This window comes from Helicobacter anseris (assembly GCF_003364335.1).
Lineage (GTDB): Bacteria > Campylobacterota > Campylobacteria > Campylobacterales > Helicobacteraceae > Helicobacter_H > Helicobacter_H anseris.
This window is the reverse complement of the sequence record NZ_NXLX01000001.1, coordinates 1-13,842: the sequence shown is the minus strand read 5'-3', so window position 1 is coordinate 13,842 and position 13,842 is coordinate 1. Positions and strand designations below refer to the sequence as shown.

Annotated in this window: 10 protein-coding genes, 1 tRNA gene and 1 riboswitch; of the genes, 8 read left to right on the top strand and 3 right to left on the bottom strand. The window is 31.8% G+C overall.

Annotated elements, in window-relative coordinates:
* Positions 1 to 6 precede the first annotated feature (6 nt).
* Together CQA57_RS00055 and CQA57_RS00050 are read right to left on the bottom strand one after the other, a co-directional pair.
* Positions 7 to 495, bottom strand: coding sequence for a GNAT family N-acetyltransferase (locus tag CQA57_RS00055; RefSeq protein WP_245941817.1), 489 nt, complete (start codon positions 493 to 495; stop codon positions 7 to 9).
* A gap of 242 nt (positions 496 to 737) precedes the next feature.
* Positions 738 to 2,831: a TonB-dependent receptor gene (locus CQA57_RS00050; RefSeq protein WP_115578190.1), complete on the bottom strand. Its 2,094-nt coding sequence runs from the start codon at positions 2,829 to 2,831 to the stop codon at positions 738 to 740.
* Between the two features lie 45 nt (positions 2,832 to 2,876).
* Positions 2,877 to 2,980: riboswitch (TPP riboswitch) on the bottom strand.
* Between the two features lie 85 nt (positions 2,981 to 3,065).
* Between CQA57_RS00050 and CQA57_RS00045 the strand changes: the two genes are divergently transcribed.
* From CQA57_RS00045 to CQA57_RS00035, 3 genes are all read left to right on the top strand, one after another.
* Positions 3,066 to 6,515 carry an autotransporter outer membrane beta-barrel domain-containing protein gene (locus tag CQA57_RS00045; protein WP_115578189.1) on the top strand — a complete coding sequence of 1,150 codons (3,450 nt, stop codon included), beginning with the start codon at positions 3,066 to 3,068 and terminating at the stop codon, positions 6,513 to 6,515.
* Positions 6,516 to 6,593: 78 nt separating this feature from the next.
* Positions 6,594 to 8,066: an MBOAT family O-acyltransferase gene (locus CQA57_RS00040; RefSeq protein WP_115578188.1), complete on the top strand. Its 1,473-nt coding sequence runs from the start codon at positions 6,594 to 6,596 to the stop codon at positions 8,064 to 8,066.
* 8 nt (positions 8,067 to 8,074) lie between these two features.
* Positions 8,075 to 9,241 carry a hypothetical protein gene (locus CQA57_RS00035; RefSeq protein ID WP_115578187.1) on the top strand — a complete coding sequence of 389 codons (1,167 nt, stop codon included), beginning with the start codon at positions 8,075 to 8,077 and terminating at the stop codon, positions 9,239 to 9,241.
* On the opposite strand, the gene CQA57_RS00030 is transcribed toward CQA57_RS00035, so the two are convergent.
* Positions 9,242 to 9,332 (bottom strand) — tRNA-Ser (locus CQA57_RS00030).
* Positions 9,333 to 9,488: 156 nt separating this feature from the next.
* On the opposite strand from CQA57_RS00030, the gene fabD reads away from it, so the two are divergent.
* Genes fabD through glnA form a run of 5 tightly spaced genes read left to right on the top strand, consistent with a single transcriptional unit; the run spans position 9,489 to position 13,437 of the window.
* Positions 9,489 to 10,412: an ACP S-malonyltransferase gene (gene fabD, locus CQA57_RS00025; protein ID WP_115578397.1), complete on the top strand. Its 924-nt coding sequence runs from the start codon at positions 9,489 to 9,491 to the stop codon at positions 10,410 to 10,412.
* A gap of 9 nt (positions 10,413 to 10,421) precedes the next feature.
* Positions 10,422 to 11,111: a 5'-methylthioadenosine/adenosylhomocysteine nucleosidase gene (locus CQA57_RS00020; RefSeq protein ID WP_115578186.1), complete on the top strand. Its 690-nt coding sequence runs from the start codon at positions 10,422 to 10,424 to the stop codon at positions 11,109 to 11,111.
* Positions 11,108 to 11,560: a type II secretion system protein gene (locus CQA57_RS00015; RefSeq protein WP_245941816.1), complete on the top strand. Its 453-nt coding sequence runs from the start codon at positions 11,108 to 11,110 to the stop codon at positions 11,558 to 11,560. Before CQA57_RS00020 ends, CQA57_RS00015 begins: the two co-directional genes overlap by 4 nt.
* A gap of 28 nt (positions 11,561 to 11,588) precedes the next feature.
* The gene (locus tag CQA57_RS00010; protein WP_147288328.1) at positions 11,589 to 11,969 is read left to right on the top strand and encodes a hypothetical protein; all 381 of its coding nucleotides are present in this window, start codon (positions 11,589 to 11,591) and stop codon (positions 11,967 to 11,969) included.
* Positions 11,970 to 12,012: 43 nt separating this feature from the next.
* Positions 12,013 to 13,437 carry a type I glutamate--ammonia ligase gene (glnA, locus tag CQA57_RS00005; RefSeq protein WP_115578184.1) on the top strand — a complete coding sequence of 475 codons (1,425 nt, stop codon included), beginning with the start codon at positions 12,013 to 12,015 and terminating at the stop codon, positions 13,435 to 13,437.
* The last annotated feature ends 405 nt before the right edge of the window (positions 13,438 to 13,842 follow it).

The window sequence follows — 13,842 nt, the reverse complement described above, 5'->3', positions numbered from 1 at the left end:
AAAAACTTAAAGTATTTTTTCCATAAATAATGTAGGATAAGTATATATTGTTTCTTGAAGTATCACTTCACAAATCTCTTCAGAAGTTATTTTAAAAAGATACTTTTTGTAAAGTGTAATTGCTCTCTCTTGACTTTTGCTTACATGCAAGATAAGTTTTTTATACCCTTTTATTTTGGCATACTCTTGCACAAAATCAAGCATCTTTCCCCCAAAGCCCCTCCCTTGATAAATATCTTTGATATGAAATTTACAAAGCTCTACCACTAAATCATCCTTTTTTATCAAACCACACATACCAATAATCTCTTCTTCCAATCTCAGAGAAAAAAAGTTACCTCCCTGCTTCTTTGTAGTTAAAATAAAATCTTTAATATTTGGCAATAAATCTAGCCTTTGAATAAATCCATCTGGATTTTGCGCAATACTTTTGCAGTAAAGTTGTTCAACTTCTAATAAATCTTTGTTTGTTATTTCTTGTATTTTTACACTCAATTTTTTCTCTAATTGTTTAAGTTTTTGATCTAATTATATCTTAGAGATTAAAATTTATATCTGTTTATAAGCCAAAGTGTAGGATAAATCCCCTCACTTTTAGTGAGGGAAATAACATAAGGAAGACAATGTAAAAACTAACTTAATTACTACAAAATATTTTTGTAGTGAGAGCATTATAATCATTTAAAGCTTAATTTATTATAAAAATGATAATAATTATCATAAATTATAATAATGCCTTAAAAATTACAGCTAAATTTCAAACCAAAATTGATAGGATCCCCTACTACAAAAGCCTTTCCCAAAGAATCCCAAATCACAGTAGTAACATAGCGAGTATCTAAAATATTTTGTGCAAAAATTGCAAAATTATAATGCTTGGCAAAATGATAATTTACTCCAAAATCCAATAATACATAGGCTTTTTGAAGCATATCATCGTCCCTATTAAAATCATCCAGATAATATGAAGAGCTAAAATTCAACAATGTAGAAAAACTAATTTCATGAGCATTGTTTTTAAATAAAACAAAATCATTACCAATATTAAAGCTAAATATAGGGGCAAATTTTGGAGTAAGCCCTGATAAATCATACAACCCCTCATTCCCCAAAATAGTAATACTTCCTTTATTGGCCCCACCATTTACAAACTTTGAGATTCCAAGATTTGCGCTAATAAACCCAGAAAAAAACTTTTTACTATAGTCTGCCTTAAAATCCACCCCAATAGCATAAGCACTACCAATATTTTTAATACTTTTATAATACCCTACCCCCACATAGCTTTGTGTATTTGTGCGTAAAGTTGTATAAAAAATTGTTTTTAGATTAAATCTAGATTGCAAAAGACTTGTCTTATTCCCTAGCTCTAGGCTATAAATTTGCTCATTACCATATGCAATGGTATCAGTATCTGCAAATGGAAATTTTGAAAAACCTCCAGGTTTTGTGGAATTTGACATTTCGATAAAAAACTTTGTAATTTCACTAGGCTGATAATACAAAGAGATTCTAGGATTTAATGCTTGAAAAATTGCATCATTGCTATATGGTAGTATATCTGCAACAGGTGGTCTTAAAGATTGTATCCTTGTGTGAAAAAACTGATATCTAACTCCAGTATGCAAAGTAAAATCATTCCAAGCAAAAGAAGTATTTGCATACAAAGCAAAGGTATTTAAATCTTCTTTTGCATTCCAATTACCACTATACCCCAAGACAGAATCTGTAGGGACATTGTGCATACCATTATCCAATGCTAAAAATTTATAGTAGATTCCAAAAAGGCTTTGAATATTTTTTGTATGATTTGTATGCAAACGCAATTCTTGAATTACCTGTGTAGTGTTATAGTAATATCCATCATTTTTTTCATCTTTGACATAAATCCCAGGATAGCTATTTGCCAATGTGTCATTTTTTGCAAAAGCACTAATATATTTTAGATTAAAACTATCTCCAAAATATTGAAGTTTAATATTTGCATTATGCGAAAAAAGATTTAAAAAAGGAGTTTTATTGAGAATCTTATCTTGCTCTCCTTGTATAAATTCTTCCCAAGTAATATTCTCATCACTCTTTAAAGTAAGATTTTGCATTTGATTTTTAGTAAGAAAAAAATCTTTTCTACTAAAAGTGTGATAAAAACTATAAGAAGCACTGAGCAAAATACTCTCAATGGGTTGATAATAAAAAGTAGTGCCAACATTAAAAGAATTAGCACTATTTAGCATCTTTTGACTTTGCAAATCTTTAATAAAACCATTATCTTTGATGTATCTAAAATTTGCTTTAGCCCAAAGTTTATTTTGAAGTAATTCATAGCCAATTTGAGCATTTATATCTTCTCTTAAGCGTGAAAAAGTTGTAAAAAAATCAACATAATTCCCACTCAAAGGATTTTTTGTTTTTATATCCAATAATCCCAATGGAGCATTTTCTCCATAAAAAAGCCCTTCAGCACCGCCAATAAGAGAAATAGACTTTATATCCGAGAGATTTTGTATCAAAAAGTTTGGGTTTTGAGGGATTTCATCGACATAAACCCCGATTACTGAAGAATAATAATCAGGACTAGAAACTCCCCTAAAAGAAACCATAGGAAAAGTATCAGAACCTTGTGCATAAATCCTAAGATTTGAAAAATAATTATTAAGCTGCGTAGTTGAGTTAATATTATATTTTTGAGTTACTTCCTCACTCATAACATTTTGAATCTTTTGATTTTGCACACTTGGATTGATATCCTCTTGGGTATTTACAATAGATTCTAATGATAGTGTTTTTGCACCCAAAAAACTAAAACAAGAAAATAAAAAAAGCTTTTTCATAATTTGTCCCTTATTTAAAAAATAAATTGACAAATGATGGGTAGTAATAGTGTAGTTTAGCATTCCCGACGCTGGCATTACCCAGATCCGGTTCGGTCTAAGCTATAAGCTTACTCTCAGCCTATCCATAGGCTCCCGTCACTTGAGGATAAAATTCTAACAAAAATATCTAGTCACTGAGTTTTTTTGCTAGAATGAGAAAAACCAATAAATATTTAGGATTAAAAATTAGTTTTGAAAAAAATATTATCAATTAGTTTTATAAAAAGCATCTTAATCGCAGGTAGTGTTGGAGACAGTTTTTGGTATCAGGATTTTTTGGATTTTGCAAGCAATAAAGGCAAATTTCAAGCCAATACTCCTGTGCAAATCACCTCAAAAGATTCTAATGCTACTATTTATCTTGAAAAAATGATAGATTTTGGAGTATCCAACCGCAGTGGGCAATTGATGGGAGAATTTGCAAATATAGGAGGTTCCTATGTCCTAACTGCTTCACATATGATTGGTGCAAGTAGAAGACTTATTGTATCTGGTAGTTATTTAGAATTTGGTGGCGTGCGATCAAGGGTTATTGATTCTTATAACGACCTTACTGATTGGTGGTCAGGAGCTAGTGGTTCTGGTGCATATAATGCAAATTTAAGAGATTTTGAAGTCATGAGAATGGATAAAATCAATCTCAATCAAAAAGCCGAAGTATTAAATAAAGATTTTTTTAGTGAAAAAAGTGGTGCGAGACAAGGCTTTGCATATAATGGAAATATCAATGAAGTTTTAAACAATCCTAGATATAGTTTATTTGTAAGATCTGGAACTGGTATGCAAGGATTAAATACCAATGGTTCAAATAAAAAAATAGCCGATGCAAACAAGTTTTTTACTGGTGGTCTTGTCGTAGATCTCAAAGAATATAGCTATTCTACCACTCAAGATGGAGAAATAAAATCAAGTGCAAAAAATAATAATGGAAGCTATAAAGATTTTGCCATTAGTGCTGGGGGTGGCGATAGTGGGAGTGCTCTTTATGTTTATGATAATCTTACAAAAGAATACTACATTATTGCTGTAGCTTCTTGGGTAAGCGATGGATGTAGCACCACAAACGATACTTATGCCTGCTCCACAACAAATTATGCACTCATCAACAATGCTCTAATCACTAAATACAAAGACGTGCATACTCAAATTCTTGAGGAAACAAGCTTCACTATCAATAACAATCAATTCGTAGATTCTAAAAATACTAAAATTACAGATACTCTAGACACCATAACAAATAGCACAACAAGACTAAGCAAGCTTAAAGAGAGCAAGGATTACATCTTTCAGAAATCTAGCAATATTACTCTACAGCAAAATGCTGATCTTGGTGCTAGTGGATTATATTTTGCCAATAATACAAACTCAAGCATCAAGGGAAATTTTACTTTTGTTCATGCTGGGGTTGTCATAGGAGAGGGGGCGACACTCACCTATGAAGCAATAACAAAACAAAAAGATGCTTTAGTAAAAATGGGTGAGGGAAAACTCATCGTTACATCTAGTAGCCCTAATGGCAAGCTAAGAATTGGGCAAGGTGAAGTAGAAATCCAATCAAATGGCACTAGCTTTGGCTCTATCTATGCAATCAATGGTGCAAAAATTACTCTTACCAAAAATAATCAAGTGAATGCAAATTATATTTATTTTGGAAATGGTGGTGCCACACTTGAGCTCAATGGAGCAAGCCTTGCTTTTAACACCATCAATGCAAATGATATTAATGCAAACATTCAAAATCTAAAAGATTCTACAATCTCTACTATCACACTAAATGCCAATAACCTATATCCCCAGCAAATCTACCACGGACAATTCAATGGCAATATCAACCTAGTGATAAATAGCGATTATGTCTTTGATGGTAATCTTAAAATAAAAAATCTCACAAGCTCAAAAAACATCACTTTCCAAAGTCATCCTACTACCCACAACTATGTCACACAGGCTAATGGCTATGCAAATATAGGTGATAGCAATGTCTATGATTCTCCAACAAGAGCTAGTGATAGAGAATCAAGAACTTTTATCTTTGAGGATATCCAAATTAGCAATACTTCTTTGAATCAAAGTTCAGACACAACACTCCAAGCAAAAACCATCACAGCAACCACCGCAACAATCAATATTGGCAACTCAAAAATCTATCTTGATAAATATGATGGAGAAAATATTACAAGCGTGCAGTGCATAAATTATTGCGATAGATATGATGATTACTATACAGAATTCAAATACCAAGCCCAGCTCAGCGAAACAACTATCAAAAATACTAATATTATTCTTGAATCTAATATTTCCCTCAAAAATAATTCCACCATCAATCTTAATAACGCAATCTTTTTGGGAAATATATCAGATGATAATACCTCAAATGCAAATTTTACAGATAGCATATCTAGAGGCAATATCAAAGTAAAAAACTTTAGTGCCAATAACTCCACTTTTATTTTGGATATCACAAACAATAATCGCAATATCATAGAATCTACAAATAGTGCAAGTGGGGCAAACAACACTATTTCTATCAATCCCACAGAAAGTCTTAATGATACAAAAATACCATTAGCTAAACTTACCAATGCCTCAGCATTAAAAAAAGATTTTTTTGCATTTGAAACCTACAACAAAAGCTTATCGCAACTTAAACCTAATATTACATTTGATGTGCAAAATTCTACTTATGCATGGTATCTGCAAAAAGACAATCAAGGCTCTTATTTTCAAACCTCATCAAATCCACAAGCCACAAAAGAGATAGACAATGCACTCAATCAGGGATATTTCAACTATGTGATGGAATGGAATAATCTTTTTAAGCGTATGGGAGAGCTTAGAGATGAGGAATCTAAAATTGGGGCTTGGGCTAGAATCTATGGTGGTAGAAGCTCTTATCTTACAGATTTTAAAACTAATTTTTATGAAATTCAACTTGGCAATGACGCACATCTAGCTTTTAATAATTTTGAGATTTTTATTGGAGGGCTAATCAGCACAGCAATTTATCAACTCTCCGACAAAACACAATCTAGTGGTAATATCACCTCTATTGGAACAGGAATCTATGGAAGTATTTTATTTCACAATGGAATTTATATTGATACTATTTTTAAATATCTTTTTTACAAAAACAACTTTAATCTAAACATTGATAATGGAAGTGAGATTATCAAAATAGATGCAAACAACAATCAGTATGCATTTTTAGGAAGTATCGAATTGGGATATAGATCAAAATTTCATAAAAATTTTTACCTAGAACCTCAAATTGAGCTTATAAGTGGATTTTTAGGCAAGCAAACTTTTAAAGACAATACTTCAGATATTGCACTTTATGCAAACTCCTATATCCCTCTACACTTAAAAACAGCACTATTTTCTGGATATAATTTTAATCATTTCTCACTTAGAGGTGGTATTGGCGGAGCTATAGATCTAATCAACAATGGCACAAAAATTATTCAAGATGCCTATACCTCAACCACATATCAAGGCATTAAAGATTCTAGAATGTTTCTCAATCTCTCAACAAGTTATAATTTTTCAACCAATACCAAACTAGCACTTGAATTTGAGAGAACTTTTTTTGGAAAACTTAATATAGAATATAGCTTCAATCTCATCTTACGACAAGCATTTTAAAAAATAAAAGAACTAAAAAATTTATGCCGTCTGCTATAATCAATGGTTTAAAACTTTTTGTGCGTCCTAAGGAAACCAATGCTTTTTAACTCTTATGTCTTTATTTTTGCTTTTTTACCAATCAGCTTTATTTTATATTTTCTTCTTATTAGACTTCGATATATCAATCTAGCAAAAATATATCTTATCGTAGCAAGTTTATTTTTTTATGGATGGTGGAATTTTATCTATGTATTCTTACTTCTTGCCTCAATTACCACAAACTACCTCATTTCACAACAAATAATAAATTCTTTAAATAAAAGAAAGGTGTGGTTCATTATAGGCTTAGTCTTCAATATAACACTGCTCTGTTATTTTAAATATATGGATTTTTTTATCGATAATGTCAATCATATTTTTAACACTGATATGCCACTTTTACATATAGTACTACCTCTTGGAATTAGTTTTTTTACCATCACTCAGATTGCTTATCTAACAGATTGTTATGAAAAATTATCTGTAGATAGAAGCATTATTGATTATAGTTTGTTTGTAACATATTTCCCACATTTGCTTGCAGGTCCAATTCTACATCATAAGCAAATCATGCCTCAATTTAAAAGCCTAAAAACAAAATTTTTAAATCTTGAAAATATCACCAAGGGTCTCTTCATATTTTTTATTGGTCTTTTTAAAAAGGTGATTATCGCTGACCAGTTTGCTATTTGGGCAAATTTGGGTTATGAAAGCGTAGAAAAAGGAATGGTGTTAAATCTACTTGAATCTTGGGCAAGTGTATATTCCTATGCCTTTCAACTTTATTTTGATTTCAGTGGATATTGTGATATGGCTATTGGTGCCTCTTTGCTATTTAATATAGCCTTACCGATTAATTTTAATTCTCCTCTTAAAGCCACAAATATTATTGATTTTTGGAAAAGATGGCATATATCACTAACAAATTTCATTACAGCTTATATTTACACACCTCTATTAAAGAGTTTTAGGCAAATATCCTTTACTAATGCCATGATTGCAACTATCATTACTTTTTTAATAGCAGGATTTTGGCATGGAGCTGGATGGAATTTTATAATTTTTGGATTACTCAATGGTATAGGTATTATTATCAATCATATTTGGTCAAAAAAATTAAAAATTAAACTTCCAAAAATAATTGCATGGATAATTACTTTTAACTTTATCAATATTACTTGGGTATTTTTTAGAGCCCAAACTTTTGAAGGAGCCATAACCATGCTAAAAGGAATGCTTGGCTTTGGAGGAATTTCTCTACCAGCATTCTTATCAAAGTATTTTCAAAATAGCTGGGGGGGGGGGATACACTTTGGTGAAACATTTGCAAATATTGCTCCAGAAGAAGCCAAGTTTCTCTTAACTTATATTTTCTTAGCTTTTATAATTATTCTAATTTTCAAAAATTCCATAAAATTAAAAGATAATTTTAAACCAAATTATAAAAATTTATTTTTTATAATCTTTTTAGCAACCCTATGTATCATCAATCTAAACAAAGCAACGCAATTTTTATATTTTGATTTTTAAGGAATCTTATGAGTTATAAAAAATTTCTGTATCTTTTTATAGGCACACTAATTTGCTTTATTGTATTTTTTTATATGATCTTAAAGTATTTAAGCTTTTTATACGAAAACAATACCTATGAAGAGATTGTAAAAAGACAGATGAAAAATAATTCTATTTATGGATCTGCATTAAATGAAAATTACTATTCCTATCGTCTTCAAATGATAAGAGAAAAAAAACCAGAAATTGTTATCATAGGAACCTCAAGAGCTGGTTTATTTAGACAAATTTATTTTGATAAATCTATGATTGCTGCAACAAATAGTAGCAATAGACCAAGTGAAATGGAAGCTTTTATACAGCAAATGCTAACTTTTCATATACCCAAAATAGTTTTTTTAAATTTAGATCCTTGGTGGCTCCTAAAATCTTTCCCTAATTATAAAAATGCTTCTTATCAAGAACTCACAGGAAAGGATATTACTCAAGAAAAAATAAAAAATATTTTTAAATACCTCTTGATAGGAAAAATCCCCTTATCTACCAAGTTTCTAAAAGAAAATTTTATTTCCAATCCTTACAGCAACTATGATAGTTTGGGTCTTAGAGCTATTAACAATTCCGATGGAAGTTTTTCTGATGGTTCCACTTTTTATGCCTCAACTATTTACGGATTAGGTAATTTTGCGGATATAAAATTTGAGAATACCTTCTATCGTTTACAACAACAAATGTTCCCATTTTACTATGCACAAACCATAGAATCTGATCGCATAAAACAACTTGAGCATATACAACAAATCTTAAAAGATCATAATATCCATGTAATTACTTATATAGCTCCAATAGCTCCAACAATCTATAAAACAATCCAAAACCAATATAAAGACCAATATAGTTATCTTAATGCGATTGATTCTTATGCTAAAGAAAAAAATATTTACAACTTTTTTAATCCTTCTACACTTAATACAACTGATTGCGAATTCTACGATGGATTCCATGGAGGTGATATAGCATATGCTAGAATGCTTTTAAAAATCTCGCAAAAAGACTCTTTTTTAAAAGGATATATCAATACAAAAAAATTACAAGAAATCATCAATACAAAACAGGGAAGAGCCTTTGCACTAGAGCATAAAAAAGGGATGAAAGAAATTGATTTTTTACAGATAGGATGTCAGAAAGAATAATGGCGGACAGGGAGGGATTCGAACCCTCGGTAACCTTGCGGCTACGCATCCTTAGCAGGGATGTGGTTTCAGCCAACTCACCCACCGGTCCAAGCCATAGAATCTAGTCTTGATAAACTAGAGGCACCATTCTATGATAAGTTTCATAAAAAATAACTTAAAAAATCAAAATTTTGCAAGGATTTCAAAGGAACTTTGCTACAATGGATGTTTAAATTTCATAAAAAACAAAGGAATTAAGAAACAAATGAATTATGCCTTCATCTTTCCTGGTCAAGGAAGCCAGTCCATAGGTATGGGAAAAGACTTTTATGATAACTTTGAACTTGCAAAAGAGCTTTTTCACTTAGCAAGTGATACTCTGGGTTTTAATATGCAAGAGCTTTGTTTTCAGGATAATGAAAAAATCAATCAAACCCAATATACCCAACCTGCAATTTTCCTAGTGAGCTATATTGCACACTCCATCTTACAAGAAGAATCTCCACTATTAGCAAAGCTGGCTCTAGGACATTCTTTAGGAGAAATTAGTGCTGTAAGTGTTGCTAATGGATTAAGTTTTGAAGATGCATTGATTCTAACTCATAAGAGAGGTTTGTTAATGCAACAAGCCTGTGAGGGAAAAGATGCTGGGATGATGGTAATTGTAGGGCTTGATGATGCAAAATTAGAACATTTTTGTCAAGAGCAACAAAATAATGGCAAATCAATTTGGTGTGCTAACTATAATGGTGATGGACAAATTGTTCTAGCTGGGAAGAAAGCAGATTTAGCAAGTGTTGAGGGTTCATTAAAAGAACTTGGCGCAAAAAGAGCACTTTTATTGCCAATGTCTGTTGCTAGCCACTGCCCTCTCCTATCAAGTATGACTGAGGATTTTACAAAGTTGATTGAGCCAATGTTAAAAGAAAATTTTTCTCTGCCTGTCATTTCTAATGCAACTACCAATAGCTATGACAACAAACAAGATGCAATTCTCTTACTGAGCGATCAGCTTACAAAGCCTGTTCTTTACAAACAAAGTATCCAAAAAATTGATTCTCAAATTGATGCTTATATTGAATTTGGTTGTGGCAATGTATTAAAAGGATTAAACAAACGCCTTAGTCAAAAAAATACCTTCAGCATTACAGATACCACATCACTAAAAGATTTTTTAGCAACGCTTTAAGGGGATATAATGATTATAGGTATTATTGGGGCAATGAGAGAAGAAATCACCCCATTATTAGACATTTTTAAGCAATATACTACACATCAAATTTCCAACAATATTTTTTATGAAATTACCTACAAAAATTCTAAAATTTTTATTGCTTATAGCAAGATTGGAAAAGTGCATTCTAGTATCACAGCCACAACAATGATATTACACTTTGGTTGCCAAAAAATCCTTTTTAGTGGTGTTGCTGGTGGATTAAATCAAAACCTAAAAGTGGGAGATTTGATGCTTGCCACAAAGCTTTGCCAACACGATGTTGATATCACAGCTTTTGGGCACCCTCTTGGCTTTATTCCTGAAAGCAGTGTATATATCCACACAGATGAACGCCTCAATACCATAGCAAGAGAGGTTGCAAAAGATCAAAACATTATTCTCAAAGAAGGAATTATTGCTTCTGGGGATCAATTTATACACAATCAAGATAAAAAACAATGGCTTATAGAAAATTTTCAAGCTGATGCCGTAGAAATGGAAGGAGCCTCTGTTGGTATGGCTTGCCATTTATTCAATATACCATTTTGTATTTTTAGATCTATTAGTGATAGTGCTGATGGTAATGCAGACATCAGCTTTGATGAATTTTTAGAAAAATCTGCAAAAACTTCTGCAAATTTTGTAAAACACATGGTAGATGCAATCCTATGAAAAAAATGCAAAAAGCCTTTAGTATGATTGAACTTGTATTTGTGATTGTTATTTTAGGGATTATTGCAAGTATTGCGCTACCAAAACTCTCACTTACAAGAAGTGATGCACAATATACTGCTATTGTTGCAGACATTCAAACTATTATGAGCACTATAGAACAACAATATCTTGTTGAAGACATCAACCCTACTCAATTAAATGGTGATTTGATTATGGAAAGTGCAAGATTAAGCTCATCAAGATGGATTGCCACAAATACTGGAATCAGACTTGCTAAAAATCAAGCAATTGACGCAAACAACAATTGCGTTTTTATCGATTTTAATCAAACAAATCTCGTAGTAAGAATAGATTCTACTATCCAAACTCCTCTTTGCCAAAAACTTGCCAAACAATACCCCAAAACCCTCATCACCCCTCTTGAAAACAACACTATCAAGTTTTAAAGCCTTTAGCACACTTGAACTTATATTTGTGATAATAATCCTTGGAATCTTAATAACCTTAGGATTCCAAAAAAATTTCTTTAAAGAAAAAAGGTGTGATACCTATCTCTCCTCTGCTTTATTAAACTTTCAAAATGAAATCTCTCTACATTTTACAAAAACCTATTTTTCACATCACATAAATACTCTAAGTGATCTTAAAAATATCTTTCAAAAATATGCCACACAAAATACCCCATCTTGCTCCCTTATCCTTAATCAAGAAAAACTCTTTATCATTGCAACAAATAATAACCTCCAAACAACATTTAATATCACACCTAAAGACCTTACAACCAACCTAAAAATACAATGTACCCTTAGCAATGCCCTTTGTAAAAAAATACATCATAGATATTCTTCCAAATGAACCAAAAATGATAAAATATAGCACTCTTATTTAAAGGAATACTATGCACGTTCAAATCCAAGAATTTTTTGACTTTTGTAAAGAAAATGAAGTAGAGTTTATAGACTTTAGATTTAGTGATATCAAGGGAACTTGGCATCACTTAGCTTACAACTTTCAATCCGTAGATGAAGATATGTTTTTAAATGGAATCCCCTTTGATGCTAGTTCGATGAAAGGCTGGCAACCCATAGAAAAATCCGACATGATTCTAAAACCTGATCTTGTGCGTTATTTTATCGACCCCTTTACTGCTGATGCTACTGCTGTTGTTTTTTGTGATATTTGGGATATTTACAAAAATGCCCCTTATGAAAAATGCCCTAGAAGTATTGCAAAAAAAGCTATGGAATATCTCAAAAGCAGTGGCATTGGAGATGAGGTTTTTGTGGGGGCTGAAAATGAATTTTTTATTTTTGATAGCGTAAAAATCAAAGATGCTATCAATTGCCAATATTATGAAATTGATAGCGAAGAGGGAGAATGGAATCGAGACAAAAGCTTTGAGAGTGGTATCAATATAGGGCATCGATCTGGAACCAAAGGCGGGTATTTCCCTGTTCCTCCTATTGATACAATGATGGATATTAGAGCAGAGATTGTTAAAGTTTTGCATCAAGTGGGACTTGAAACTTTTGTAGTGCATCACGAAGTAGCACAAGGTCAAGGAGAAATTGGAGTAAAATTTGGAAATCTTTTAGAAACAGCTGATAATGTGCAAAAACTAAAATATGTTGTAAAAATGGTGGCACATCTCAATGGAAAAACTGCAACATTTATGCCAAAACCTCTTTTTGGTGATAATGGCAATGGTATGCATACACATATTAGTATTTGGAAAAATGGGCAAAATCTTTTTGCTGGAGATGGATACCAAAATCTAAGCCAAATGGCACTAAACTTTTTGGGAGGAGTCTTAAAACACGCTAGAAGCGTAGCTGCTTTTAGCAATGCCTCAACAAACTCTTTTAAAAGACTAATCCCTGGTTTTGAAGCACCTTCAATCCTTACTTACTCCGCAAACAATCGTAGTGCAAGTGTTAGAATCCCTTATAATAGCAAAGGCAAAAGCACAAGATTAGAGTTTAGATTCCCTGATAATTCTGCAAATCCTTATTTAGCATTTTGTGCGATTTTGATGGCAGGGATTGATGGTATTTACAAGAAGACAGATGCGGGAAAACCTATGGACATCAATCTTTTTGAACTCACCCTTGATGAGATTAGAGAAAAAGGAATCAAGCAAATGCCACACACTCTAAGAACCGCGATTGAAGAAATGCTACTTGATAGAGATTATCTCAAAGAAGGCAATGTCTTTAGTGAGGAATTTATCCAAGTGTATAAAAGCTTTAAGTTTGAAACTGAAATCTGGCCTTGGGAAGCTAGACCTCATCCATTTGAGTTTATCTCTACTTATTCTTGCTAACTAGATATGTCTAAAGCGATAGATTTATTGCCGAAAGGATAAAATGAAAAAAATATTTTTAACAATACTAATTATAACTTCATTTCTAGGAGCTACAGAAGAAAAAATACACTAGGAGAATTATCTATTATCCTAGTTTGCTGTGCAATTTTCTTTATTACACTCTTTTATGGATATGACAGTAAAGCAAGAGAAAAAGCTAGAAAAGTAAGGGAATTTTTTTCAAAAAACAGAACTAATAAAGATGGACAGATACAACCTCAAAATACCAAAGAATTAGCAGCTTGGTTAAGAACTTCAAATAGCTGCAAAAATATTGATACATCTTTAATCACTGATCTCACTGGTTTTTTTATTCCTTTTTCCAAAGAACCAAATGAATTTTTTGAGGGGATTTCTGACTGG